General features: G+C 70.2%; 22 protein-coding genes and 5 tRNA genes. 21 read left to right on the top strand and 6 right to left on the bottom strand.

Features of this window, described 5'->3' with window-relative positions; genetic code table 11:
• Nucleotides 1–35 precede the first annotated feature (35 nt).
• The 7 genes from lgt to AB0N78_RS01975 all read left to right on the top strand — a co-directional run bounded on the left by lgt (nt 36) and on the right by AB0N78_RS01975 (nt 10,930).
• Nucleotides 36–1,004: a prolipoprotein diacylglyceryl transferase gene (gene lgt, locus AB0N78_RS02005; RefSeq protein WP_363385151.1), complete on the top strand. Its 969-nt coding sequence runs from the start codon at nt 36–38 to the stop codon at nt 1,002–1,004.
• A 129-nt stretch (nt 1,005–1,133) separates the two neighbouring features.
• On the top strand, nt 1,134–5,702 hold the full coding sequence (gene gltB, locus AB0N78_RS02000; protein ID WP_363385148.1) for a glutamate synthase large subunit: 4,569 nt from the start codon (nt 1,134–1,136) through the stop codon (nt 5,700–5,702).
• Nucleotides 5,695–7,173: a glutamate synthase subunit beta gene (locus AB0N78_RS01995; protein ID WP_363385146.1), complete on the top strand. Its 1,479-nt coding sequence runs from the start codon at nt 5,695–5,697 to the stop codon at nt 7,171–7,173. The genes gltB and AB0N78_RS01995 overlap by 8 nt, the downstream gene beginning before the upstream one ends.
• A 321-nt stretch (nt 7,174–7,494) precedes the next feature.
• Nucleotides 7,495–8,925: a pyruvate kinase gene (gene pyk, locus AB0N78_RS01990; protein WP_363385143.1), complete on the top strand. Its 1,431-nt coding sequence runs from the start codon at nt 7,495–7,497 to the stop codon at nt 8,923–8,925.
• 114 nt (nt 8,926–9,039) lie between these two features.
• The gene (locus tag AB0N78_RS01985) at nt 9,040–9,678 is read left to right on the top strand and encodes an SRPBCC family protein (protein ID WP_363385140.1); all 639 of its coding nucleotides are present in this window, start codon (nt 9,040–9,042) and stop codon (nt 9,676–9,678) included.
• Between the two features lie 60 nt (nt 9,679–9,738).
• Nucleotides 9,739–10,245, top strand: a complete 507-nt coding sequence (locus AB0N78_RS01980; protein ID WP_363385137.1) for a DUF664 domain-containing protein — start codon at nt 9,739–9,741, stop codon at nt 10,243–10,245.
• A gap of 46 nt (nt 10,246–10,291) precedes the next feature.
• Nucleotides 10,292–10,930 carry a uridine kinase gene (locus AB0N78_RS01975; protein WP_363385134.1) on the top strand — a complete coding sequence of 213 codons (639 nt, stop codon included), beginning with the start codon at nt 10,292–10,294 and terminating at the stop codon, nt 10,928–10,930.
• Nucleotide 10,931: 1 nt separating this feature from the next.
• On the opposite strand, the gene AB0N78_RS01970 is transcribed toward AB0N78_RS01975, so the two are convergent.
• The 5 genes from AB0N78_RS01970 to AB0N78_RS01950 form a co-directional block, all read right to left on the bottom strand.
• Nucleotides 10,932–11,498, bottom strand: a complete 567-nt coding sequence (locus AB0N78_RS01970; protein ID WP_363385131.1) for an SMI1/KNR4 family protein — start codon at nt 11,496–11,498, stop codon at nt 10,932–10,934.
• Between the two features lie 73 nt (nt 11,499–11,571).
• Nucleotides 11,572–11,644, bottom strand: a tRNA-Gly gene (locus AB0N78_RS01965).
• 46 nt (nt 11,645–11,690) lie between these two features.
• A tRNA-Val gene (locus AB0N78_RS01960) sits at nt 11,691–11,765 on the bottom strand.
• 22 nt (nt 11,766–11,787) lie between these two features.
• Nucleotides 11,788–11,858 (bottom strand) — tRNA-Cys (locus tag AB0N78_RS01955).
• A 55-nt stretch (nt 11,859–11,913) separates the two neighbouring features.
• Nucleotides 11,914–11,986 (bottom strand) — tRNA-Gly (locus AB0N78_RS01950).
• A 173-nt stretch (nt 11,987–12,159) separates the two neighbouring features.
• Here AB0N78_RS01950 and AB0N78_RS01945 point away from each other — a divergent pair.
• Genes AB0N78_RS01945 through AB0N78_RS01930 form a run of 4 tightly spaced genes read left to right on the top strand, consistent with a single transcriptional unit; the run spans nt 12,160 to nt 15,331 of the window.
• A complete protein-coding gene (locus AB0N78_RS01945; RefSeq protein WP_363385128.1) occupies nt 12,160–13,170 on the top strand; it encodes a chorismate-binding protein in 1,011 nt (336 codons plus the stop codon).
• The gene (locus AB0N78_RS01940; RefSeq protein WP_363385125.1) at nt 13,167–13,925 is read left to right on the top strand and encodes an aminotransferase class IV; all 759 of its coding nucleotides are present in this window, start codon (nt 13,167–13,169) and stop codon (nt 13,923–13,925) included. Before AB0N78_RS01945 ends, AB0N78_RS01940 begins: the two co-directional genes overlap by 4 nt.
• Nucleotides 13,926–13,973: 48 nt before the next feature.
• Entirely contained in the window at nt 13,974–14,450 is a 477-nt protein-coding gene (locus tag AB0N78_RS01935) for a hypothetical protein (RefSeq protein ID WP_363385122.1), read from the top strand.
• Nucleotides 14,447–15,331, top strand: a complete 885-nt coding sequence (locus AB0N78_RS01930; RefSeq protein WP_363385119.1) for an SMI1/KNR4 family protein — start codon at nt 14,447–14,449, stop codon at nt 15,329–15,331. The genes AB0N78_RS01935 and AB0N78_RS01930 overlap by 4 nt, the downstream gene beginning before the upstream one ends.
• A gap of 1 nt (nt 15,332) precedes the next feature.
• Here the strand turns inward: AB0N78_RS01930 and AB0N78_RS01925 are convergent, their stop codons facing one another.
• Nucleotides 15,333–15,761, bottom strand: coding sequence for an SsgA family sporulation/cell division regulator (locus AB0N78_RS01925; protein ID WP_363385116.1), 429 nt, complete (start codon nt 15,759–15,761; stop codon nt 15,333–15,335).
• Between the two features lie 216 nt (nt 15,762–15,977).
• Between AB0N78_RS01925 and AB0N78_RS01920 the strand changes: the two genes are divergently transcribed.
• The 10 genes from AB0N78_RS01920 (at nt 15,978) to AB0N78_RS01875 (ending at nt 24,986) form a co-directional block, all read left to right on the top strand.
• Nucleotides 15,978–16,049 (top strand) — tRNA-Val (locus AB0N78_RS01920).
• A gap of 139 nt (nt 16,050–16,188) precedes the next feature.
• Entirely contained in the window at nt 16,189–18,204 is a 2,016-nt protein-coding gene (thrS, locus tag AB0N78_RS01915) for a threonine--tRNA ligase (protein ID WP_363385113.1), read from the top strand.
• Between the two features lie 2 nt (nt 18,205–18,206).
• Nucleotides 18,207–18,758: an HIT domain-containing protein gene (locus tag AB0N78_RS01910; protein ID WP_363385110.1), complete on the top strand. Its 552-nt coding sequence runs from the start codon at nt 18,207–18,209 to the stop codon at nt 18,756–18,758.
• A complete protein-coding gene (gene pgsA / locus AB0N78_RS01905; RefSeq protein WP_363386213.1) occupies nt 18,755–19,366 on the top strand; it encodes a phosphatidylinositol phosphate synthase in 612 nt (203 codons plus the stop codon). Before AB0N78_RS01910 ends, pgsA begins: the two co-directional genes overlap by 4 nt.
• Nucleotides 19,363–20,325, top strand: coding sequence for a phosphatidylinositol mannoside acyltransferase (locus AB0N78_RS01900; RefSeq protein WP_363385107.1), 963 nt, complete (start codon nt 19,363–19,365; stop codon nt 20,323–20,325). The genes pgsA and AB0N78_RS01900 overlap by 4 nt, the downstream gene beginning before the upstream one ends.
• Nucleotides 20,326–20,363: 38 nt before the next feature.
• A complete protein-coding gene (locus tag AB0N78_RS01895; RefSeq protein ID WP_363386211.1) occupies nt 20,364–21,548 on the top strand; it encodes a glycosyltransferase family 4 protein in 1,185 nt (394 codons plus the stop codon).
• The gene (locus AB0N78_RS01890; protein WP_363385104.1) at nt 21,545–22,171 is read left to right on the top strand and encodes a hypothetical protein; all 627 of its coding nucleotides are present in this window, start codon (nt 21,545–21,547) and stop codon (nt 22,169–22,171) included. The genes AB0N78_RS01895 and AB0N78_RS01890 overlap by 4 nt, the downstream gene beginning before the upstream one ends.
• A gap of 62 nt (nt 22,172–22,233) precedes the next feature.
• Nucleotides 22,234–23,151, top strand: coding sequence for a pyridoxal 5'-phosphate synthase lyase subunit PdxS (pdxS, locus tag AB0N78_RS01885; protein WP_203767091.1), 918 nt, complete (start codon nt 22,234–22,236; stop codon nt 23,149–23,151).
• Nucleotides 23,148–23,762, top strand: coding sequence for an NUDIX domain-containing protein (locus tag AB0N78_RS01880; protein WP_363385102.1), 615 nt, complete (start codon nt 23,148–23,150; stop codon nt 23,760–23,762). The genes pdxS and AB0N78_RS01880 overlap by 4 nt, the downstream gene beginning before the upstream one ends.
• Before the next feature lie 39 nt (nt 23,763–23,801).
• Nucleotides 23,802–24,986, top strand: coding sequence for a pyridoxal phosphate-dependent aminotransferase (locus AB0N78_RS01875; protein WP_363385099.1), 1,185 nt, complete (start codon nt 23,802–23,804; stop codon nt 24,984–24,986).
• Nucleotides 24,987–24,989 lie beyond the last annotated feature (3 nt).

Here is a 24,989-nt window from a genome sequence, read left to right as displayed (position 1 = left end):
TCGGTACGGGTGCGGCCACCGCTTACAGTCCAGGGGTGATTGCCGCCGCTGTGCTGCCCGCCAGCATCCCCAGTCCTTCGGAGTCGGTCTGGTACCTCGGACCGCTGCCGCTGCGCGCCTACGCCCTGGCCATCCTGGCCGGGATCGTCGCCGCCGTCCTGCTGACCCAGCGTCGGTGGAAGGACCGTGGTGGTGACCCGGACGAGGTGCTGGAGATCGCCTTCTGGGCGGTGCCCTTCGGCATTGTGGGCGGCCGGTTGTATCACGTGATCACCAGCCCGGACGCGTACTTCGGTGCCGGCGGCGACCCGTGGAAGGCCTTCGCGATCTGGGAGGGCGGCCTCGGGATCTGGGGCGCGGTGGCCCTGGGTGCGGTCGGTGCCTACATCGGCTGCCGTCGACTGCGGGTCAGCTTCCCGGTGTTCGCCGACGCGCTGGCACCCGGGTTGTTGATCGCACAGGCCGTGGGTCGGCTCGGCAACTGGTTCAACCAGGAGCTGTTCGGCGGTCCGACCACGCTGCCCTGGGGTCTGGAGATCGACGCGGCGCATCTGCCCGCCGGGTACGAGGTGGGCACGCTGTTCCACCCGACGTTCCTGTACGAGCTGCTGTGGAACCTGGCCGGTGCCGCGCTGTTGATCTGGCTCGACCGCCGGTTCCGGCTCGGGCACGGGCGCGTGTTCTGGCTGTACGTCGTCGTCTACACCACCGGTCGGTTGTGGATCGAGCTGGTCCGGATCGACCCGGCGCACACCATCCTGGGCCTGCGCGTCAACGTGTGGACCTCGATCATCGTCGGGGTGGGCGCTTTGGTAGCGTTCCTGGCGGTCGGACGTCGCCACCCCGGACGCGAGACCAGCACCCAGCTGATCGGTGCGGATGACGATGAACCCGCCACCGCGGACGCGTCCGACTCCCTCGATGAGCCCGCCACACCGGACGAGCCCGTTGCCCGGACCGGCACCGAGCGAGACGACACCTCCGCCACCGGGGCAAATCAGTAGTTTCCGCATTTGAGACGATATGCGTCCGGCAGGTGAACGGCATGTATCGTCACCCCACCTCGGGCCGATGACGTCCCACCCCCCACATGTATCGACGTGGCCCGCCCCCGGGCCGTGAGGACGGTGCAGATGCCCGCGTCACCGATCAACGCCCCCAGCGCCACCGGTCTGTACGACCCGGCGGCGGAGCACGACGCGTGCGGATTCGCCTTCGTGGCCACGCTCCGGGGCACCCCCGGGCGGGACATCGTGGACGCCGGTCTGACCGCGCTACTGAACCTGGACCACCGCGGGGCGGTCGGCGCGGAGGAGAACAGCGGTGACGGCGCGGGAATCCTGACCCAGATCCCGGATGCCTTCCTGCGCGACGTGGTCGACGCGGATCTGCCGCCTGCCGGGCACTACGCGATCGGGCTCGCCTTCCTGCCGATGGACGAGGCCGAGCGGATCGCCACCGAGCGCGCCGTCGAGGCCGTCGCCGCCGAGGAGAAGCTCGACGTCCTGGCCTGGCGTGATGTGCAGGTCACCGCGGATCTGGTCGGACCCAGCGCCCGCGCCTCGATGCCGTTCTTCCGGCAGCTGGTGGTGGCCGACCCGTCCCGTGAGCTCTCCGGGCTGGAGCTGGACCGCCGGGCGTTCCGGCTGCGCAAGCGTGCGGAGCGGGAGCTGGGGCTGTACTTCGCCTCACTGTCCGCCCGGACCTTGGCCTACAAGGGCATGCTGACCACCGGACAGCTGGAGCCGTTCTTCGCCGACCTGTCCGACCCGCGCTACGCCAGCGAGATCGCGCTGGTGCACTCGCGCTTCTCCACCAACACCTTCCCGTCCTGGCCGCTGGCCCAGCCGCTGCGGCTGATCGCGCACAACGGGGAGATCAACACCGTCAAGGGCAACCGGAACTGGGTCGCCGCCCGCGAGGGCACCCTGCGCAGCGAGGAACTGGGTGACCTGAACCCGCTGCTGCCGGTGTGTACCCCCGGCGGGTCGGACTCCGCGTCCTTCGACGAGGTGCTGGAACTCCTGCACCTGTCCGGCCGCAGCCTGCCGCATGCGGTGATGATGATGATCCCCGAGGCGTGGGAGAACCACGCCCAGATGGACCCGGCTCGCCGCGCGTTCTATGAGTACCACGCCACCCTGATGGAGCCCTGGGACGGCCCGGCGGCGATCACCTTCACCGACGGGACCCTGATCGGCTCGGTGCAGGACCGCAACGGGTTGCGCCCCGGGCGGTTCTGGGTCACCGAGGACGGTCTGGTCGTGATGGCCTCCGAGGCCGGTGTGCTCGACCTCGACCCGGCCAGCATCGTCCGCAAGGGTCGCCTGGAGCCGGGCAAGATGTTCCTGGTCGACACCGGCAAGGGCCGGATCGTCGAGGACGACGAGGTGAAGGCCCAGCTCGCCGCGCAGAAGCCCTACGCCCAGTGGGTGGCCGAGAACTCGGTGTACCTGGACCAGTTGCCGGAGCGCGAGCACATCGCGCACTCCACCGCCTCGGTCCGTCGCCGTCAGCGCGCCTTCGGGTACACGGAGGAGGAGCTGAAGATCCTGCTGTCCCCCATGGGGGCCACCGGTGCGGAGCCGCTCGGTGCGATGGGATCGGACACTCCGGTGGCGGTGTTGTCGACGCGCCCACGGCTGCTCTTCGACTACTTCACGCAGATGTTCGCGCAGGTGACCAACCCGCCGCTGGACGCGATCCGTGAGGAGCTGGTCACCAGCATCGGCGGTGCGATCGGTCCGGAGCCGAATCTGCTCCAGGACGGTCCGCAGCACGCCCGCAAGCTGGTGCTGCCTTTCCCGGTGCTGGACAACGACGGTCTGGCCAAGATCGTCAAGATCGACCGCGACCCGGCGATGGCGGGCATCTTCAGCAGTGTGATCGTTCGTGGGCTCTACCCGGTCGCCGGTGGCGGCGAGGCGTTGGAGCACCGACTGGAGGAGATCTTCGCCGAGGTCGACCGCGCAGTCGAGCACGGTGTGAGCTTCATCGTGCTCTCCGATCGGGACGGGGACGCCGACCGCGCGCCGATCCCGTCGCTGCTGCTGCTGTCCGCCGTGCATCACCACCTGCTGCGTCGCCACACCCGCACCCAGGTATCGCTGGTGGTCGAGGCCGGTGATGTGCGCGAGGTGCATCATGTCGCATTGCTGATCGGCTACGGCGCGGCCGCGGTGAACCCGTACCTGGCGATGGAGACCGTCGAGGATCTGGCCCGGTCCGGGTTCCTGCCGGAGGTCGCCCCGGAGAAGGCCGTCGCGAACCTGATCAAGGCGCTGGGCAAGGGCGTGCTCAAGGTGATGTCCAAGATGGGCATCTCCACCATCGCCTCCTACCGGGGTGCACAGGTCTTCGAGGCCATCGGGCTGTCGCAGCCGCTGGTCGACCGGTACTTCACCGGCACCACGAGCCGTCTGGGCGGGATCGGGCTGGACGTGATCGCCGCCGAGGTCGCCGCCCGGCACGCCGACGCCTATCCGGCCTCCGGCAACCGGCAGCCGCACCGACGGTTGGCCACCGGCGGCGAATACCAGTGGCGTCGGGACGGCGAGGACCACCTCTTCGACCCGGAGACCGTATTCCGGTTGCAGCACTCCACCCGGACCCGGCAGATGGACGTCTTCCGGCAGTACACCCACCGGGTGAACGAGCAGTCCCAGCGCTTGATGACCCTGCGCGGCCTGCTGACGTTCCGCGACGGTGAGCGTGCGCCGATCCCGGTGGAGGAGGTCGAGCCGATCAGCGAGATCGTCAAGCGGTTCTCCACCGGTGCGATGTCCTACGGTTCGATCAGCCAGGAGGCGCACGAGACCCTGGCCATCGCGATGAACCAGCTCGGTGCCAAGTCGAACACCGGTGAGGGCGGTGAGGACCCGGAGCGTCTGCATGACCCGGTGCGCCGCTCCGCGATCAAGCAGATCGCCTCCGGTCGGTTCGGGGTGACCAGTGAGTACCTGACCTTCGCCGACGACATCCAGATCAAGCTCGCCCAGGGCGCCAAGCCCGGTGAGGGTGGGCAGCTGCCCGGTCCGAAGGTGTACCCCTGGGTCGCCAAGACCCGGCACTCCACTCCGGGCGTGGGCCTGATCTCCCCGCCGCCGCACCACGACATCTACTCCATCGAGGATCTGGCTCAGCTGATCCACGACGCGAAGAACGCCAACCCGTCCGCCCGGATCCACACCAAGCTGGTGTCGGAGTTCGGGGTCGGCACCATCGCCGCCGGGGTGGCCAAGGCGCACTCGGACGTGGTGCTGATCTCCGGGCACGACGGTGGCACTGGTGCCAGCCCGCTGACGTCGCTCAAGCACGCGGGAACGCCGTGGGAGATCGGCCTGGCCGAGACCCAGCAGACCCTGGTGCTGAACGACCTGCGTGACCGGGTGGTCGTCCAGGTCGACGGTCAGCTCAAGACCGGGCGGGACGTGGTGATCGGCGCGCTGCTCGGGGCGGAGGAGTTCGGCTTCGCCACCGCCCCGCTGGTGGTCTCCGGCTGCATCATGATGCGGGTCTGCCACCAGGACACCTGTCCGGTCGGTGTGGCCACCCAGAACCCGGAGCTGCGTGCCCGGTTCACCGGCAAGGCCGAGTTCGTGGTGACCTTCTTCGAGTTCATTGCGCAGGAGGTCCGGGAGATCCTGGCCGAGCTGGGTTTCCGCAGCATCGAGGAGGCCGTGGGCCACGTCGAGCTGCTGGATACCCGGGAGGCCGTAGACCACTGGAAGGCGCAGGGTCTGGACCTCGCGCCGGTGCTGGCCGTACCGGAGCCGCTGCCCGGGTCCGCGCTGCACCACGTGCAGGACCAGGACCACGGTCTGGACCGCGCACTGGACAACCAGTTCATCGCACTGGCCGGCCCTGCGCTGGAGGACGCCCGCCCGGTGTCCATCGAGCTGCCGGTGCGCAACGTCAACCGCACGGTCGGCACCATGCTCGGCCACGAGGTCACCAAGCGGTATGGCGGTGCGGGTCTGCCGGACGGCACCATCGACGTGCGACTGACCGGCTCGGCGGGGCAGTCCTTCGGGGCATTCCTGCCGAAGGGCATCACCCTGCGCCTGGAGGGCGACGCGAACGACTACGTCGGCAAGGGTCTGTCCGGTGGTCGGATCGTTGTGCGGCCGGACCGCTCCGCCGCGCTGGCCGGGTCGCACAATGTGATCGCCGGCAACGTGATCGGCTACGGCGCGACCTCCGGTGAGCTCTTCGCCTCCGGCCTGACCGGTGAGCGCTTCGGTGTCCGGAACTCCGGTGCCACCCTGGTCACCGAGGGCGTGGGTGACCACGGCTGCGAGTACATGACCGGTGGCACCGTGCTGGTGCTCGGCCGCACCGGGCGGAACTTCGCGGCGGGCATGTCCGGCGGGTCGGCCTACGTGCTCGACCTCAAGCCGGAGCGGGTCAATGTGCAGTCGATGGCCGCCGGCGAGCTGGCCCTGACCGCGCTCACCGACGAGGACGCCGCCCTGGTCGGCGACCTGGTCCGTCGCCACCTGGAGCTCACCGGCTCGCAGATCGCCGCGGAACTGCTCGGCGACGGCAACACCCTGACCGACGAGGCCCGCGCCCGGTTCACCCGGGTGCAGCCGGTCGAGTACGCCCGGATCCGGGCCGCTCTCGCCCAGGCGGAGGCCGATGGACTCGATCCCAGCGCCCCCGGCGTGTGGGAGGGCATCGTGGAGGTGGCACGTGGCTGACCCCCGTGGGTTCCTGAAGGTTCGGGAGCGGGAGCTGCCCCCGAACCGCCCGGTCGAATTGCGTCTGATGGACTGGCGTGAGGTGCACGAGCACCTGTCCGTGGCCGAGGACAAGCAGTCCGCCACCCTGATCCACCAGCAGGCCGGTCGCTGCATGGACTGTGGTGTGCCGTTCTGCCACAACGGCTGCCCGCTGGGGAACCTCATCCCGGAGTGGAATGACCTGGTCTGGCGCGGGCAGTGGGCGGAGGCCATCGAGCGGCTGCACGCCACCAACAACTTCCCGGAGTTCACCGGGCGGATCTGCCCGGCGCCCTGTGAGTCGGCCTGTGTGCTGGGGATCAACCAGCCCGCGGTGACGATCAAGAACGTCGAGGTCACGATCATCGATGAGGCCTTCGACCGTGGGCTGGTCACCCCGCAGGTGCCGCAGCGCCTGACCGGGCACACCGTCGCGGTGGTCGGCTCCGGTCCGGCGGGGCTGGCCGCCGCCCAGCAGCTGACCCGGGCCGGGCACACCGTGGCCGTGTACGAGCGGGATGACGAGATCGGCGGGCTGCTGCGCTACGGCGTGCCGGACTTCAAGCTGGAGAAGCGGCACATCGACCGTCGTCTGGAGCAGATGACCGCCGAGGGCACCCGGTTCCGGCCGGGGGTCGAGATCGGCCACGATGTCACCTGGGCGGATCTGCGTGCGCGGTACGACGCCGTCGTGGTCGCCACCGGGTCCACCGTGCCCCGCGAGTTGCCGTTGCCCGGCCGTGAGTTGGCTGGCATCCACCCGGCGATGGAGTACCTGCACCAGTCGAACGCCCTGGTCGCGGGCAAGGTCGTGGCCGACCCCATCGATGCCGCGGGGAAGCACGTGATCGTGATCGGTGGCGGTGACACCGGCTCGGACTGCCTGGGCACCGCGCTGCGTCAGGGGGCCGCCTCGGTCACCACCCTGGCGATCGGCAAGCAGCCGCCGACCGAACGCCCGGCGAACCAGCCCTGGCCCACCGACCCGGTGGTCTTCGAGGTGTCCTCCTCGCACGAGGAGGGCGGTGAGCGGGCGTACCTGGCCTCTACCGTGGCATTCGAGGGTGTCGACGGGCAGGTCACCGGCCTGCGCCTGGCCACCACCGAGTACCTGCCCGACGGTCGCCGGGTGCCCGCCCCCGGAACCGAGCGAGAGATCCCGGCCGATCTGGTGCTGATCGCCATGGGCTTCACGGGCCCGGAGACCGCCGAGCTGGTCGAGCAGACCGGTGTCGATCTCACCGCCCGGGGCACGGTGCGCCGCAGCGACGACTTCGCCACCAGCGAGCCCGGTGTCTTCGTCGCCGGTGACGCTGGACGCGGTCAGTCGCTGATCGTGTGGGCCATCGCCGAGGGTCGGGCCGCCGCCGCCGCCGTGGACCGGTTCCTCACCGGCACCACCGAGCTGCCCGCCCCGGTCTCCGCGAACACCCAGGCCCTGCGCGCCTGACCTTCCGTGCTTCCGAGCGCACCGAGCCGACAGAATCCGACGCTCGTGCGACGCCACTGGCGTCGGTTTCTGTCAGCTCGCCGTCGGACAGCTGTGTCCTAGGTCCCTGTCCGGCGGCGCTCCGATGGGCAAGCCGGAGTGCGATTCGGGCGGGATCGGTCCCCGTCGGCAGGCACGGGGGAGGGCAAACCCCCGCGGGAGCCGTAGGATGAGTCACGGCTTGGTGCGTCCCGGGTCGTGGACCTCAGGACAGCCGGCCTGAACGGCGAGGACACCTTCGTCCCCGAACCGCCCACCACGAAAGGCCTAGGCTGAAAACCCATGCGTAGAGCGAAGATCGTCTGCACCATCGGCCCCGCGACGGAGTCCGCCGAGCAGATCCAGGCTCTGGTCGACGCCGGTATGGACGTCGCCCGTATCAACCGGAGCCACGGCGACGCCGAGGCCCACGCCAAGGTGTACGAGAACGTCCGCGCCGCCGCCCAGGCCTCCGGCCGCTCCGTGGCCGTCCTGGTTGACCTCCAGGGCCCGAAGATCCGCCTCGGACGCTTCGTCGAGGGCAAGCACTACCTCGCCGAGGGTGACACCTTCACCATCACCACCGAGGACGTGCCGGGCACCAAGGAGCTCGTCTCCACCACCCACAAGGGGCTGCCCAATGACGCGCGCGTCGGCGACCCGCTGCTGATCGACGACGGCCGCGTGCTGGTCCGCGTCACCGCGGTCGAGGGCCCCCGGGTCATCACCCGCGTCGAGGTCGCCGGTCCGGTCTCCAACAACAAGGGCATCAACCTGCCCGGCGTCGCGGTCTCCGTGCCGGCGATGTCCGAGAAGGACGAGACCGACCTGCGCTGGGCGCTGCGGATCGGCGCGGACATCATCGCGCTGTCCTTCGTCCGGAACGCCGCCGACTACGACGACGTCCGCCGGATCATGGAGGAGGAGGGCCGGGTCGTCCCGGTCATCGCCAAGGTCGAGAAGCCCCAGGCTGTGGAGAACCTGCCGGAGATCGTCGACGCCTTCGACGGCATCATGGTCGCGCGCGGTGACCTCGGTGTGGAGCTGCCGCTGGAGCAGGTGCCGCTGGTGCAGAAGCGCGCGGTCGAGCTGGCCCGCCGCAACGCCAAGCCGGTCATCGTCGCCACCCAGGTGCTCGAGTCCATGACCAACAACCCGCGCCCGACCCGCGCCGAGACCTCCGACTGCGCCAACGCGGTGCTCGACGGTGCCGACGCGGTCATGCTCTCCGGTGAGACCTCGGTCGGCGAGTACCCGATCGAGACCGTGCGCACCATGGCGCGGATCATCGAGGCCACCGAGGAGCTGGGCCGCGAGCGGATCGCCCCGCTCGGCTCGACCCCGCACACCCGCGGTGGCGCGATCACCCGGGCCGCTGCCGAGGTCGGTGAGGCGCTGGGTGTGAAGTACCTGGTGACCTTCACCCAGTCCGGTGACTCCGCCCGCCGGATGTCGCGCCTGCGCAGCTCCATCCCGCTGCTGGCCTTCACTCCGGACGAGGCGGTCCGCAACCGTCTGTCGCTGACCTGGGGCACCCAGACCTACCAGGTGCCGTCGGTGGAGCACACCGACGACATGGTCAAGCAGGTCGAGCAGACCCTGCGTGCGCAGGGCCTGGCCGAGGCGGGCGACTACGTCGTCGTCGTGGCCGGTACCCCGGTGGGCGTGGTCGGCTCCACCAACACCGTGGTGGTGCACAAGATCGGTGACGAGGCCTCGGGTCGCGTCGCCTGATCATTCAGCACTGAGTTCCAGCAGGAGGCCCGGACCGGACGGTCCGGGCCTCCTGTCGTCATCAGGGACTGCCGTCCCTGGCGTCGGAGCCGCCACAGATGATGGAGTGGCCCCATGGCTACCGCTCGCGTGCTGCGCACCCTGACCACCGGGGCGGCCCTGACCGCCGGATACGTGCTTGCCCGGCAGCGGGCGCTGCGACTCGGAGCCACCCAGGTGGAACGCTCGATCACCCTGGCCGGAGACGAGCTGCTGCCGGATGCCGACCTGGTCGCCACCCGGGCAATCACCATCCAGGCACCGGCCTCGGCGGTCTACCCCTGGCTGCTGCAGCTGGGGCAGGGACGCGGCGGCTTCTACAGCTACGACGCACTGGAGAACCTACTCGGGGTGGACATCCACTCGGCTGAGGAGATCGTCCCGGCGCTTCAGGACCTGGCCGAGGGTGACACGGTCCGACTGGCCGAGCAGGTGTCGCTCACGGTGGCGCGGTTGGACCCGGACCACGCCGTGGTGTTGCACGGCGAGGGCCCCGCCCTGCCGGATGAGGATGAGGTGCCATTCGACTTCGTGTGGTCCTTCGTGCTGCGTCCCGGGCAGTTGCCGAACACGACCCGGCTGATCGTGCGGGAGCGCTACGGCTACCGCGAGTCCTGGGCACGGTGGATGGTCGAGGCGCTGACCTGGGCGAGCACAATCATGACCGACCGGATGCTGCGCGGGGTCCGGGACCGGGCCGAGCAGCGCGGCTGATCCCGGCAGGCCAACGGTGCGGCCCTGCGCGTGTCGGTGACCGGGCATAACGTGGCGGACATGAACGGGATCGACGTACTGACCGAGGGCTTCGGCCGACTGGACGATCTGGTGCGGACCGCCGTGTCCGGCCTGGATGACAAGCAACTCACGGAGCGGATCGGGCCGCAGTCCAACACCATCGCCTGGCTGGTCTGGCACCTGGCGCGGGAGCAGGACGCGCAGATCGCCGAGCTGAACGGCACAGAGGAGGTCTGGACCGCCGAGGGCTGGGCCGACCGCTTCGGGCTGCCGCTGGACCCCGCGGACAACGGCTACGGCAACACCACCCAGCAGGTGGCCCAGGTCCGCGCACCGGCCGAGCTCCTGGTCGGCTACGCCCATGCCGCGACCGCTGCATCTGTGAGCTACCTGGCCGGTCTGACGGACGCGCAGTTGGATGAGGTCGTCGATCCGGGCTGGGACCCGCCGGTGACCCGCGGTGTGCGCTTGGTCAGCGTCCTGGATGACGCGGTGCAGCACGCGGGGCAGGCGGCGTTCGTGCGCGGGGTGTTGCTCAGCGCGTGACCCGGGGGAGTGTGGACCCCACAGCTGCCACGACCCGGCAGTCGCGATGACCCGGCAGACTGCCCGGGTGCATGTCGAACCGATCACCCCCGCGCAGGTCCGCACCCGGCTGGTCGATCGGATCGCCGTGCTCGGTCCGCGCCCGCGGGTGCTGATCGACGGCTGGTCGGTGACCGACCCGCTCGCGTTGGCCACGGAGCTGGTCGAACCCCTGCGCGTGGCCGGACGTCCGGCGGTGGTGGTCCGGGGGCTCGACTTCCTGCGGCCCGCCTCGGTGCGCTGGGAGTTCGGCCGCGACGACCCGGACGCGCTGCTGGATGTGGCGCTGGACTCCGGTGCGCTGATCCGCGAGGTGCTGGACCCGTGGGAGGCGGGCACGGCCTACTTGCCGGCGCTGTGGGATGCCGCACAGGACCGTTCAGCCCGACGCCGCACCGAGCCCGTGCCGGAGAACGGCGTGCTGTTGCTGGCGGGGGAGCTGCTACTGGGCCGCTGGCTCCCCACCGACCTCACGGTCCACCTGGCGCTGCGCCCGGACATGCTCGCCCGTCGACTGCCGACCGACCAGCACTGGCAGCTCGCCGCGGACACCCGCTACCGCGCGGAGGTCGACCCGGAGGCGACTGCCGATGTGGTGATCCGGGTGGACCACGCACACCGTCCGGGGTGGGTGCTGGAACGCTAGATCAGTACAGGTCGACGATGGTCACCACGTCGTCGTCCACCTCGTACTCCCCGGCCTCGATCAACTCGTTCGCTCGGGCCAGGTAACCGCCCAGGCTCGACGCCAGGGGCTCGTCCAGATCGGGCGCGTTCGGCCGGACGAAGACCTGACCGACGGTGCCGGTCTCGCCAGGATCGAGGTCGATCATCAACGCGTCGCCGTCGACGGTCATTACCGGGATCCAGTCCGGCGACCAGACCGACCAGCGGTAGGCGGACGGCTGAGGGCGGGGTTCGACCATGTCCCCGACAGCGTCGGCGAGCTCGCGGTGGAACCGCACCAGCTCGTCCACCGAGCAGAAGCTCAGGTGGTTGATCATTCCGTACACACCCGACGGGTCGTCCTGCCCATTCGCCTCTGACAGCAGTGCGCGCAGTTCCGGCGGGGTTCGACCGTCCAGGACCTCGTCCAGTCGCTCCAGCTCGTCGGCGGTGGCAGGCGGGTTGAAGGTGCGGGCGGAGCCGGGAGCCAGGCGCTCCAGGTGGGAGCGCAGGCGGCGGAACTCGACGGTGACATCAGGGGTGCTCACGCGGCGTGAGTATGCCAGCTCCCCGCATGACGAAGGCGCTCGCCCCGCGGGGGGCGAGCGCCTTCGTTCTCTGAGCGGATGACGGGACTCGAACCCGCGACCCTCACCTTGGCAAGGTGATGCTCTACCAACTGAGCCACATCCGCATGTGAACAGCGAGGCCGTCCCGATCTGAACCGGGACGGCCCGTGCTGGTGGGCGATACTGGGATCGAACCAGTGACCTCTTCCGTGTCAGGGAAGCGCGCTACCGCTGCGCCAATCGCCCAGTGGGAACCACTGGAAATACGAGGTGGAGACGGGATTCGAACCCGTGTATACGGCTTTGCAGGCCGCTGCCTCGCCTCTCGGCCACTCCACCCTGAGACCTCAGTCCTCAGCGACCGTGACCGATCGACCAGGAGTGTCTGCCTCCGAGCGGATGACGGGACTCGAACCCGCGACCCTCACCTTGGCAAGGTGATGCTCTACCAACTGAGCCACATCCGCATGCGCCATGTGTCCGACCGTCTGGCCGGGCTGTCCGGTGCGTCGTGAACTCTACGCGAAGTTCTCGGCGGGAGTCCAATCCGTCCTGCTCGGGCGGTGTGTTCCGCGTGTTCACCGGGACGCAGACTGGTCGATTCGGCGGTTCAGGCGCTCTGTCCCGTTACCGTGTGCGGGTGCGAGAGGGCGGCTGGGCGCGGATGGGCGGGCGCGAGTTCCACGGTGTGCTGGAGCATGTCCCGGATGTGGCCGCCGCGCCGGAGCGGCTACACACCCCGGGGCACTGGGTGCTGGTCGGGGACTTCGACGGTCCGGTCCGTGCGTGGCGCTTCGCGCGGATCGGAGCCGTGACCAGCACCGGTCGTCGCTGGCGCGGCACCGACGGCTGGACCAGCTCGATGGATCGGGACGCCTACGTCGACGGCGTGCACCGGGTGCGGGCGGCGATCCGGGAGGGTGAGGTCTATCAGGCGAATCTCTGCCGGGTGTTGAGCGCGCCACTGCCGGCCGAACCGGATGCTGCCGCTCTGACCGACCGACTGGCCGCGGGCAATCCAGCCCCCTATGCGGCGGCGATCCAGGTGCCCGGCCAGTGGGTGGTCAGTGCTTCGCCCGAGCTGTTCCTGCGGATCGCTGACGGTCGCATCACATCCGCGCCGATCAAGGGCACTGCGCGCACCGCCGAGGGTCTGACCGCCAAGGATCGGGCCGAGAACGTGATGATCACCGATCTGGTCCGCAATGATCTGCAACGGGTCTGCCACCCCGGCACCGTGCGGGTCGACGACCTGCTGGCCGTGGAGGAGCACCCGGGTTTGGTGCATCTGGTCTCGACCGTCTCCGGCGAGCTGCGCACCGCCGACTGGGCCGCGCTGCTGTCCGCCACCTTCCCGCCCGGATCAGTGTCCGGCGCACCCAAATCCGCTGCCCTGCGGGTGATTGCCGCCTTGGAGACCGCGCTCCGAGGGCCGTACTGCGGCCTGATCGGCTGGGCCGAGGTCGACGCCGAGGGCGGGCTCACCGCGGAGCTGGCGGTGGGCATCCGGACGTTCTGGTGGTCCGATGGCGTCCTGCGCTTCGGCACCGGCGCGGGCATCACGTGGGGGAGCGATCCGGAGGGCGAATGGGCGGAGACCGAGCTCAAGGCCGAGCGGCTGATCGCGCTGGCGACGGGGGAGCGGGCATGAGGGTGTGGGCGCACGGGCGGCTGATCGATGCCGATGACCCGGTGTACACCGCTGCTGACCCGGTGCCCACCCACGGGCTGGGACTGTTCGAGACCTGCGCGGTGCGCGACGGCGTGGTGCTGGACCTCGGCCAGCATCTGGCACGTCTGACCCGGTCGGCGGCAGCCCTGGGACTGACGGTCGATCTCGGGCAGGTCAGGGCCGGTGTCGAGGCGGTGCTGGATGCCCACGTGGGACGGGTGCGGATCACCGTCGGATCGTCGCGGGGCCCAGTCGTCGTCGCGGGGCCCCGGGAGGATCGCCCGCATCCCACCGCCCGTCGTAGCCCCTGGGTGCGCAACGAGCGCTCACCCCTGGCCGGGCACAAGTCCACCTCCTACGCCGCCGACGCCCTGGCCCTGGCCGACGCCCGCCGCCACGGCGCGGACGAGGCGCTGCTCGCCGATACTCGCGGACACCTGTCCGAGGGCAGCACCTCCAACGTCTGGGTGGAGATCGACGGCGAACTGCTCACCCCGAGCCTGGACAGCGGCTGCCTGCCCGGGATCATGCGGGAACTCGTGCTGGACCACGAACCGACCGCCCGCGCAACGCAGCTGCCCTGGTCGGTGCTGGACCGGGTGAGCGCGGGGGAGGCCGGGCTGGCGATCAGCAATGCGCTCCGTGGGCTGGTGCCGGTGAGCGCACTCGACGGCGTCCCGGTTGCCGTCACGCCCCTGATTGCGCGCGCTGGTGCCCTCATCCGGCGGAGGTGACTACTCAGCTGCGCCCAACGTTCCGCGCTGGCGGGCAGGGTGGGGTGCATGGACTCGCACGTAGTCAGCGCCGTCGAGGACCTGCTGAGGTCGGAGGACTATCAACAGCAGCTGCACGACTGGGCTGACCGGACAGGTGCGCAGCTGGACGACCGCCCGCTGCACCCCGTGGTGCGCGACATCCTGGTGCGCCACCTCGCGCTCTCCGGGTTCACGGTGGACGAGGTCCGAGGAGTGCTCGGCGTCGAAGGGTTTCAGTCGTTCCTGGACGCCAAGGTCGTGCGTGACACGGTGGACGATGACGACCCGGACGGAGATTTCCCGCCGGGTGAGACGCCCGACCCGGCGGACCGCGGTGGGGTGATCAAGGAACTCGGGTATGCGTCGACGGTGATCGCTGACACGGCGATCTGGTACCTCGTGGCCCTCCAGGGCCGATCAGCGCTGGCCCGGTACTTCCGGGCGATCCGCATCCCCGGCGCGTCGACGTACGCCGGGCAGGTCATGGGGGATATGCCCGCATGAAGCTCCTGCGCGGACTCGAGGCGCTGATCGCCGCCCTGCCCGAGCTCGATGGCACCGTCTGTCTGCCACTCGGCGTCGGCGCGCCCGAACCTGAGGCGCTGTCCGCCACGCGATTCCTCGTCCTGGACCACGACGAACCGGGCCGGGACTCCTGGCGACCGTGGCTGCCCACCGCCGTGCTCGCCCAGGTGCCGTGGGGGACCGCGCCGACGGGGGAGCTGGTGGACGCCTGGTTCCGTCCGCACAGCCCGGTGGCGGTGCTCGTCGACCGCAGCTGTGCCGAGTCCGACATCCCCGACGAGTACGTGATCCCCGCGGCCATGACGCCGGACGAGCGGCTGCGCTGGTGGTCGTGGGCGGTGCGACTGCACACCTGGCAGATGGCGGGTGACGTGACTGCTGATGTGCTGCGCCCGGCGACCCGGATCGAGCTGGCCATGGCCGAGCACCGACTGGGGGTCGTGCTGCCGGAGTCGTTGCGCCGCTACCACCTGGCGCTCGGGTCGACGCCGTCGGTGGAGGGCATCCTCGGCTTGACCGGTGAGCGCTTCGAGCGGGTCGAGCCGCTGGCGGACGCCTACCCCGGGATCGTCGAGATGGGGCTGGACCACACGAGGGTCGACCGGCTGATTGCCTTCGGTGACTACCTGGGCAATGGCAATCAGTGGTGCTTCGACCGGGCCGACGGGTCGGTCTGGTACTTCGACCACGACGGAGGTCGGGCGTTGACTCGGATGTTCGACGATCCAGGCGATTACCTCGATGCGCTGACCGTCCGGGCGATCGGGGCTGCGCACGACTCGCTCGGACGCGACGACCGGAGCGAGGACGCCCTCGTGGCCCTGCTGAGCGAGGAGCGCGTGCGGACCTGGCCGTTCTGACTCAGGCGGTGAGCAGCGCCGCGATCAACGCGGTCAGCTCACCTTCCATCCGCTCGCTCTCGGTGCCGATCGGCACCAGGTTCTCGGTCCGGGTCAAGAAGTGCTCCACCGCGTCGGCGGGTGCGGCCAGCAGCGCCGATCCCTCGATCCCGGTCAGCGAGAGCAGCACGAACAGGGGGTCCTCGTCCCGCCACACCTGCACGTCACCGCTGCCCGCGGGGTCGTCGGCATCAGCCAGCATGCCCTGCACCAGGAGTTCACGGCCGAGCAGCCAGACCGAGGTCGACTGCGGGCTGCTGAATGTGGCGCGGACGGTGTAGGGGTCGCCGGCGCGGAAGGACAACTCTGCGGTGACCGGCAACACGCTCGCGTCGGAGCTGATCAACTGCATCGCGACGGACTCCACGACGTCGTCACTGTGCTGTGCCATAGCGTCACCCCCCTTCGGTGTCGATCCATCATGGCAGTCACGACGGTGCCAGGCCGAGACACGCCGCGCACTTTCACCCGCTGTGACCTGCGCTTCACCCGCTCCGTCCCTTCATGGCGATTCGGGCGGATTCGATCGCGCGCGAGCCCGTGATCAGCGGGGGCGCGGCACCGGTTTCCGGTTTGGCCGGGGAGTTCGGTATGGTGTTCCAGCACCGGGCGATTGGCGCAGTGGTAGCGCGCTTCGTTCACACCGAAGAGGTCACTGGTTCGAACCCAGTATCGCCCACCCGGATGCGAAGGCCCCGATTCCAGTGATGGATCGGGGCCTTCGTCGTGTCCGGCCGGGATGGCCTGCCAGGTCGGTAGCATCGGGGGTGGCCAGGCGCGCGAGGCGTCCGGTGAACCGAAGTCGAGGAGACCCACCCGTGTCAGAGAACCTCACCCTCACCGTCGACGGCAGCCCGACCACCGCCGCGACCGGGACCACGGGGGCGGACCTGTTCTCCGACCGCAAGGATGTGGTGGTCGTCCGGGTCGACGGCGAGCTGTGGGACCTGTCCCGTCCGCTGCCCGAGGGCGCCACCGTCGAGTCGGTGACCATCGACTCCCCGGATGGTCTGAGCGTGCTGCGGCACTCGGCTGCGCATGTGCTGGCGCAGGCGGTCCAGGAGGTCAACCCCACCGCCAAGCTCGGCATCGGCCCGCCGGTCACCGACGGCTTCTACTACGACTTCGACGTGGAGACCCCGTTCACCCCCGAGGATCTGCGCAAGCTCGAGAAGGTGATGAGCCGGATCGTCAAGGAGGGCCAGACCTTCCGCCGGGTCGAGGTCACCGATGACGAGGCGCGTGCGCTGGCCGCCGACGAGCCGTACAAGCAAGAGCTGATCGGGCTGAAGTCCACCGCGGCCGATGCCGGTGAGGGTGCCTCGGTGGAGGTCGGCGAGGGTGGCCTGACTTATTACCAGAACGTACGCGGCGCGGGCCGGGAGTCGGAGACCGTGGTCTGGCAGGACCTGTGCCGCGGCCCGCACCTGCCCAGCACCAAGCTGCTCGGCAACGGCTACCAGCTGACCCGGTCGGCGGCGGCCTACTGGCGCGGGTCGGAGAAGAATCCGCAGTTGCAGCGGATCTACGGCACCGCATGGCCGACCAAGGACGAGCTCAAGGCGTACCTGGACCGGATCGCCGAGGCGGAGCGTCGTGACCACCGCCGGTTGGGCACCGAGCTGGATCTGTTCTCCTTCCCGGACGAGATCGGCTCCGGGCTGGCGGTGTTCCACCCCAAGGGCGGCCTCATCCGGATGGAGATGGAGGAGTACTCCCGGCGCAAGCACGTCGAGGCCGGGTACTCGTTCGTCAACTCCCCGCACATCACCAAGCAGCACCTGTTCGAGATCTCCGGGCACCTGGACTGGTACTCCGAGGGCATGTACCCCCCGATGCAGCTGGATGAGGAGCGGGACGCCGACGGCAACATCACCAAGCAGGGGCAGAACTACTACCTCAAGCCGATGAACTGCCCGATGCACAACCTGATCTTCGACTCCCGGGGACGGTCGTACCGGGAGCTGCCGCTGCGGCTGTTCGAGTTCGGCACCGTCTACCGGTATGAGAAGTCGGGGGTGGTGCACGGCTTGACCCGTGCCCGCGGTTTCACCCAGGACGACGCGCACATCTACTGCACCCGCGACCAGATGAAGGACGAGCTGACCAGCCTGCTCACCTTCGTGTTGGACCTGCTCAAGGACTACGGCCTCGACGACTTCTACCTGGAGCTGTCCACCAAGAACCCGGAGAAGTTCGTCGGCGACGACGCCACCTGGGAGGAGGCCACCGAGACCCTGCGGCAGGTGGCCACCGAGTCCGGTCTGGACCTGGTGCCGGACCCGGGCGGTGCGGCCTTCTACGGTCCGAAGATCTCGGTGCAGGCCAGGGACGCCATCGGCCGGACCTGGCAGATGTCGACCATTCAGCTGGACTTCAACCTGCCGGAGCGATTCGAGCTGGAGTACACCGCCCCGGACGGCACCCGGCAGCGCCCGGTGATGATCCACCGTGCACTCTTCGGCTCCATCGAGCGGTTCTTCGCGGTGCTGACCGAGCACTATGCGGGCGCGTTCCCGGCCTGGCTCGCGCCGGTGCAGGTGCTGGCGGTGCCGGTGGCCGAGGCCTTTGACGAGTACCTGTCCGACGTGGTCTCCCAGCTGCGCGCCCAGGGCATCCGTGCCGAGGTGGACCGTTCCGATGATCGGTTCGGCAAGAAGATCCGCAACGCCGCCACCCAGAAGATCCCCTTCGTGCTGATCGCCGGTGGTGAGGACGCCGAGGCCGGTGCGGTGTCCTTCCGGTTCCGGGACGGCTCGCAGGAGAACGGGGTGCCGGTGGCCGACGCGGTGCAGCGGATCGTCACCGCGGTCCGCGAGCACGCTCAGGTCTGAGCATGGAGGTGGAGGACGCCGCGGAGCTGCCCGGCGTGCCGGACGGCTTCGGTCGACTGTGGGTGCCGCACCGAATGGCGTACATCGGCGGGGAGAACAAGCCCGCCGATCGCGCCGCCGGTGACGGCTGCCCGTTTTGCCGTGCGCCCGGACTCTCCGATGAGGACGGGTTGATCGTCGCCCGCGGGCAGCGTGCCTTCGTGCTGATGAACCTCTACCCCTACAACGGGGGGCACCTGTTGGTCTGCCCCTACCGGCACGTGGCGGACTACACCGAACTGACCACCGAGGAGGTTGCGGAGGTCGGGGAGCTCACCCGGACCGCGATGACCGTGCTGCGTGAGGTCTCCGGACCCGGCGGATTCAACCTGGGCATGAACCAGGGCGATGTCGCCGGGGCGGGGATCGCCGCTCACCTGCACCAGCACGTTGTGCCACGGTGGGCCGGGGACGCGAACTTCCTGCCGATCGTCGGTCGGACCCGGGCGCTGCCCGAACTGCTCGCTGACACACGGACCCGCCTCGCCGCCGCGTGGCCTGGGGAGGACCACTGATGGATCGCCTGCGAGGCTTCGCCACCCGGATCTTCACCCCGGTGGCCGACCGACTGCTGCGCTGGGGAGTCTCGCCGGATGCGGTGACCATCACCGGCACCGTGATCGTCGTCCTGGCCGCGCTGATTCTGCTGCCGACCGGGCACCTGCTCGCCGGCAGTCTGGTGATCGGGGCCTTCGTGCTGACCGACTCGCTGGACGGGGTGATGGCGCGCCGGGCCGGGCGTTCCGGTGACTGGGGGGCATTCCTGGACTCGACGCTGGACCGGTTCGCCGATGCAGCGATCTTCACTGGGCTGGTGCTGTGGTTCGTCGGGCAGGACGGCGCGCTGGCGGACTGGGGCGTCGCCCTGGCGCTGGCCTGCCTGGTGCTCGGGTCCATCGTTCCCTATGCCCGGGCCCGAGCCGAGGGGCTGGGGATGACCGCCAAGGTCGGGATCGCCGAGCGTGCGGACCGGCTGGTCGCGGTGCTGGTCGCCACCTGTGTGGTCGGGGCCGGGTTGCCTGCCGCGGTGCTGGTCGTTGTCCTGGGTCTGCTAGCTCTGGCCTCGCTGATCACCGTGGTGCAGCGGATGGCCACCGTGCGGCGTCAGGCGGTGACCCGATGAGGATCGACGTCGCCAAGGTCTACGCCACCGCGTGGCGGATCACTGGCAAGCTGCCCGATGCCGTGGTGAGGGGTGCGTTCCGCCTGGTCGCCGATGTGGCCTGGTGGCGGCGCGGGGACGGTGTGCGGCGGCTGGAGAGCAACCTGCGCCGTGTGCGCCCGGAGCTGGACGACAAGGCGCTGCGCCGACTGTCCCTGGCCGGGATGCGCTCGTACATGCGGTACTTCGGTGAGGCATTCGCGCTGGTGGGTGTGCGTCCGGAGCAGGTCGACGCTCGGGTTCGCCTCGCCGGTGACCTGAGCGTGGTCGACCGGATGCGCGAAGGCGAGATGGTCGTGATGGCACTGGGGCACCTGGGCAACTGGGATCTGGCTGGCGCCTGGGCCACCCGCAACCTCGGCCGCACCCTCACGGTGGCCGAACGTCTGAAGCCGGAGGCGCTGTTCCAGGAGTTCCTGGCCTTCCGGGAGAGCCTCGGGCTGGAGATCGTCCCGCTGTCCGGTGGCGGTGGCGGCGTGTTCCGGGAGCTGGTGCGCGGTATTCGTCGGCCCGGCGGGGGGCTGGTGCCGCTGCTGGCCGACCGTGACCTGACCGCCCGCGGTGTCGAGGTCGACCTGTTCGGGGAGCGCGCCCGGGTCGCGGCTGGACCGGCAGCGCTGGCGATCTCCACCGGGGCGCCGCTGTGCACCACGGTGATCCGCTATGAGCGTCTGCACGGCGAACGTCGCCGTGCGGCCGGCACCGGGTGGGGGATCGTGGTGGAGTTCTCCCCGATCCTGACCCCGGACCCGGAGCTGCCGAAGAAGGAGCGGGTGCCCGCGCTCACTCAGCAGTGGGTGGATCACCTGGCCGACGGCATCCGGCGTCACCCGCAGGACTGGCACATGCTGCAGCGGGTCTTCGTCGCCGACCTGGACCCGGAGCGCTACGCCCGCACCCTGGCGGAGGCCGGGGAATGAGCAGCGCCCTGGACGCGCTGCGCCCACCGGAGCGACCGCTGCGAGTCGGCATCGTCTGCCCGTACTCCTTTGACGCGCCGGGTGGGGTGCAGTTCCACATCCGAGACCTGGCCGAGGCGCTGATCGCCCGGGGGCACACCGTCGGCGTGCTCGCCCCCGCCGACGAGGACACCCCGATTCCGGACTACATGACCTCCGCCGGACGGGCGGTGCCGGTGCGCTACAACGGCTCGGTGGCGCGGCTCGCCTTCGGCCCGCTCACTGCCGCCCGGGTGCGTCGCTGGTTGGAGGCTGGGCAGTACGACGTGCTGCACCTGCATGAGCCGATGAGCCCGTCGCTGTCCATGCTGGCGCTGTGGATCGCCGACGGTCCGGTGGTGGCGACCTTCCATTCCTCGCAGCAGCGGTCTCGCTCGTTGCAGGTCGCCTACCCGCTGGTCCGGCAGTCGTTGGAGAAGATCAGCGCCCGGATCGCCGTCTCCGAGGATGCCCGCAGGACGCTGGTCGACCATCTGGGCGGTGACGCGGTGGTGATCCCCAACGGCGTATACGTCGACCACTTCGCGCAGGCGGACACCGACCCGCAGTGGACCGGGACCCCGGAGCGTCCGACGGTCGCGTTCCTCGGCCGGTTGGACGAGCCGCGCAAGGGGCTGCCGGTGCTGCTGGAGGCTGTGCCCGCGGTGCGTCGGGCCATTCCGGGGGTGCGGTTCCTGATCGCCGGTCGCGGTGACACCGGCCCTGCTGAGGTCCGCGAGCTGATCGGGGACGACGCGGAGGCGGTGGAGTTCCTGGGCGGGGTCAGCGACGCGGAGAAGGCAGCGCTGTTCCGCTCCGTCGACGCCTATGTCGCACCGCAGACCGGTGGGGAGTCCTTCGGGATCGTGCTGGTCGAGGCGATGAGCGCGCACACCCCGGTGGTGGCCAGCGACCTGGGTGCCTTCCGGCGGGTGCTGGACGAGGGCAACGCCGGTGAGCTGTTCCGCACCGGCGACGGTGCCGATCTGGCCCGGGTGCTGACCGGCCTGCTGGCGGACCCGCAGCGGCGCGCCGAGCTGGCGGATCTGGGCTCCGCGGCGGTGATGCGTTACGACTGGTCGACCGTGACCCACCAGATCCTCACCGTGTACGAGATGGCCGTGGAGAGCGGGCACGCCCCGGTGGGCGAGGACCCGTCCTCGGTGCGCGGTCGACTGCGGCGCTGGCGCGGGGAGGACGCATGACCTGGAGCGAGATCGCGGTCATCGTGGTGGCCGTCGTCCTGCTGATCGTCTGGTGGCTGTGGGTCACCGCCAACCGGATCGACCGGCTGCATCGCAAGGTGGTCGCCTCCCGCGCGGTGGTGGACACCCAACTGCTGCGCCGCGCCTCGGCCGCGTCCACCCTGTCCGCCTCCGGCATGTTGGACCCGGTCAGTTCCGTGCTGGTCGGTGAGGCAGCCTGGGCGTCGATCAACGCCGGACGCCCGGAGACTGCGGGGATGGCACCGCTGCCCGCCGGAATCGCCGCGCCGGTGGGCACTGCGGACCGCGGAACCGTCGAGTCCGAGCTGTCCGCCACCCTGCGCGAGGTGCTGGACGACCCAGAGGAGGTTGCTGAGCTGCGCGAGGAGCCCGGCGGCGGTGACCTGCTCGATGCGCTGGCTGACGCCTGGTACCGGGTGCAGCTCGCCCGCCGGTTCCACAACGAGGCGGTCGCCCAAGCCCAGCGGATGCGGCGCGGCTGGGCGATCCGGACGTTCCGCCTGGCCGGACGTGCGCCGCTGCCGCAGACGCTGGAACTCGACGACGCCTGGCCCCATGCACTCGGCGCCGCCGGGACGCCGCCGGAATCGTCGACCGGGTGACCCCCGCTCGGGACTACCATGACCGCACGCAAGCCGCTGACACCATGAACTGCGAGGGCACTGTGACCGACAGCACCACCACCCCCACCAGCAGCGACGCCGTGGTCGGCACCGCCCGGGTGAAGCGCGGCATGGCCGAGATGCTCAAGGGCGGCGTGATCATGGACGTGGTCACCGCCGAGCAGGCCAAGATCGCCGAGGACGCCGGTGCGGTGGCCGTGATGGCGCTGGAGCGGGTGCCCGCGGACATCCGCGCCCAGGGCGGCGTGGCCCGGATGAGCGACCCGGACCTGATCGACGGCATCGTGAACGCCGTGTCGATCCCGGTGATGGCCAAGGCCCGGATCGGGCACTTCGTCGAGGCGCAGGTGCTCCAGGCGCTGGGCGTCGACTACATCGACGAGTCCGAGGTGCTGACCCCGGCCGACTACGCCCACCACATCGACAAGTGGCAGTTCACCGTGCCCTTCGTCTGCGGTGCGACCAACCTGGGCGAGGCGCTGCGCCGGATCACCGAGGGCGCGGCGATGATCCGCTCCAAGGGCGAGGCCGGCACCGGGGACGTCTCCAACGCCACCACCCACATGCGGACCCTGCGCGACGAGATCCGTCGGCTGTCGTCGCTGCCCGAGGACGAGCTGTTCCTGGCCGCCAAGGAGCTGCAGGCGCCCTACGAGCTGGTCGCCGAGGTCGCGAAGAACGGCAAGCTCCCGGTGGTGCTCTTCACCGCGGGCGGCATCGCCACCCCGGCCGACGCCGCGATGATGATGCAGCTGGGCGCTGAGGGCGTGTTCGTCGGCTCCGGCATCTTCAAGTCCGGCAACCCGGCCGAGCGCGCCGCCGCGATCGTGAAGGCCACCACCTTCTACGACGACCCGGACGTGATCGCGAACGTCTCCCGTGGTCTGGGCGAGGCGATGGTGGGCATCAACGTCGACGACGTGCCGGTGCCGCACCGTCTGGCCGAGCGCGGCTGGTGAACTCGACTCCGTCCGGCTCCGGCCCGTCGCACCCCTCGGGGAGTGGCGGGCCGGTCCCGTCCCCGGGTTCTGCCGCGTCGCCCGCAGGGCTCGGCCCTGACTGGCAGCCCGGCCCCGATGGTCTGCCGTACCGGCGTGCCGCCCGGGTGCTGCTGGTGGACGAGGCCGACCGCCTGCTGCTGGTGCGGGGGCATGACATCGACCAGCCGGAGCGCAGCTGGTGGTTCACCGTGGGTGGCGGGTTGGAACCGGGGGAGTCGCCCCGGCAGGGAGCGGTTCGCGAGGTCTTCGAGGAGACCGGCCTGGTGGTGGACGCCGACGCACTGATCGGGCCGGTGCTCACCCGCTCGGCGATCTTCGACTTCGTGGCGCAGCGGTGCCGTCAGGACGAGGAGGTGTTCCTGGCCCGGATCGCCGGTGATGCGGTGCTCGCCTCGGACGGCTGGACTGAGTTGGAGGTCTCCGTGCTGGACGAGATGCGCTGGTGGTCCCTGGACGAGCTCGCGGATGTGCGGATCGAGGTCTTCCCCGAGGGACTCGCTGACCTGGTCCGCCCGCTGCTGACCGGATGGGACGGGGTCACCCGGCACCTGGGCCTCCAGTACGACTGAACCGTACTGGGTAGTAACAACTCGGGGTATCGTCGGCGCGTGCCGATCTCGACCTCACCCGCCACCCGCATCCACCGCTCCGGCATCCGGACCTTGATGGAACTGGCGATGCGCGACCCGCAGGCCATCCGGTTGGAGATCGGCGAGCCGGACGCGACCACCCCCGCCCATGTGGTGGCCGCCGCCGCACGCGACGCAGCCGCCGGGCACACCGCCTACACCTCCAGCACCGGTGAGCCCGAGCTGCGCGCTGCCCTGGCGGAGAAGGTCCGTCGGGTGAACGGGTTGGATGTCACTGCGGACGACATCGTGGTCTCGCACGGTGCGATGCACGGTCTGGCGATGGCGATCAGCGCGCTGGCCGGGCCAGGGGAGTCGATCCTGTTGCCCGATCCGGAGTTCCCGAACTGGCGGATGGCCGCGGTCTCCGCCGGGGTCGACGTGCAGACGTACCCGGCGCGGGCAGAGAACGGATTCGTGCCGACGCTGGACGACATCGAGGCCGCGCTGACCCCGCAGACCCGGGTCATCGTGGTCTGCTCGCCGAACAACCCCACCGGGGCGATGTACCCCGCGCCCCTGCTGGCCGGTGTGGTGGAGCTGGCCCGCCGTCACGACCTGTGGGTGTTCTCCGACGAGTGCTACGAGGCGATCACCTTCGGTGCCGAGCACATCAGCCCCGGCACCTTCGACACCGACGACCGGGTGGTGACCTTCTTCAGCTTCTCCAAGACCTACGCGATGACGGGCTGGCGGATCGGCTATGCGGTCTCGCGCAATGAGCAGGTGATCGACCTGCTCGGTCAGGTCGCCGAGGCCACCGTCGCCTGCCCGTCCTCCGTGGGGCAGCGTGCGGCGTTGGCGGCAGTGACCGGCCCCCAGGAGGAGGTCGCCGCAGCGGTCGACTCCTACCGGGAACGCCGGGATGCCGCCGTCGAGCTGCTCACCGCCCGGGGGATCGGTTGCGTGCGCCCGGAGGGTGCGTTCTACCTGATGGTCGACATCTCCGCGGCGACCGGCGACTCCGAGGCCTTCGCACTGCGCCTGCTAGATGAGCGCCATGTCGCCGTGTCGCCGGGCAGCGCCTTCGGGGCCGGTGGTGAGGGGATGGTCCGGGTGTCGCTGGCGGCCGAGCGCTCCGCCCTGCTGCGCGGCCTTGATCTGCTGGCGGACCAGATCCAGCACTGGTCCGAGCTCTCCGTGGCCGACGCGGAGTCAGCCTGACCT

Origin of the sequence: Cellulomonas sp. NPDC089187, assembly GCF_040685135.1 — a bacterium.
Classification (GTDB): domain Bacteria; phylum Actinomycetota; class Actinomycetes; order Actinomycetales; family Cellulomonadaceae; genus Cellulomonas.
This window is presented reverse-complemented; position numbering and strand designations above follow the sequence as displayed.

Excerpts from the sequence above, each read along its gene's own strand:
- AB0N78_RS01985 (WP_363385140.1), top strand. The coding sequence starts at position 9,040 with ATGGCTACCGCTCGCGTGCTGCGCACCCTGACCACCGGGGCGGCCCTG.
- AB0N78_RS01910 (WP_363385110.1), top strand. The coding sequence starts at position 18,207 with ATGGAGGTGGAGGACGCCGCGGAGCTGCCCGGCGTGCCGGACGGCTTC.
- AB0N78_RS01935 (WP_363385122.1), top strand. The coding sequence starts at position 13,974 with ATGGACTCGCACGTAGTCAGCGCCGTCGAGGACCTGCTGAGGTCGGAG.
- pyk (WP_363385143.1), top strand. The coding sequence starts at position 7,495 with ATGCGTAGAGCGAAGATCGTCTGCACCATCGGCCCCGCGACGGAGTCC.
- AB0N78_RS01890 (WP_363385104.1), top strand. The coding sequence starts at position 21,545 with ATGACCTGGAGCGAGATCGCGGTCATCGTGGTGGCCGTCGTCCTGCTG.
- gltB (WP_363385148.1), top strand. The coding sequence starts at position 1,134 with ATGCCCGCGTCACCGATCAACGCCCCCAGCGCCACCGGTCTGTACGAC.
- AB0N78_RS01925 (WP_363385116.1), bottom strand. The coding sequence starts at position 15,761 with ATGGCACAGCACAGTGACGACGTCGTGGAGTCCGTCGCGATGCAGTTG.
- AB0N78_RS01900 (WP_363385107.1), top strand. The coding sequence starts at position 19,363 with ATGAGGATCGACGTCGCCAAGGTCTACGCCACCGCGTGGCGGATCACT.
- AB0N78_RS01975 (WP_363385134.1), top strand. The coding sequence starts at position 10,292 with ATGACCCGGCAGACTGCCCGGGTGCATGTCGAACCGATCACCCCCGCG.
- AB0N78_RS01980 (WP_363385137.1), top strand. The coding sequence starts at position 9,739 with ATGAACGGGATCGACGTACTGACCGAGGGCTTCGGCCGACTGGACGAT.
- AB0N78_RS01930 (WP_363385119.1), top strand. The coding sequence starts at position 14,447 with ATGAAGCTCCTGCGCGGACTCGAGGCGCTGATCGCCGCCCTGCCCGAG.
- AB0N78_RS01940 (WP_363385125.1), top strand. The coding sequence starts at position 13,167 with ATGAGGGTGTGGGCGCACGGGCGGCTGATCGATGCCGATGACCCGGTG.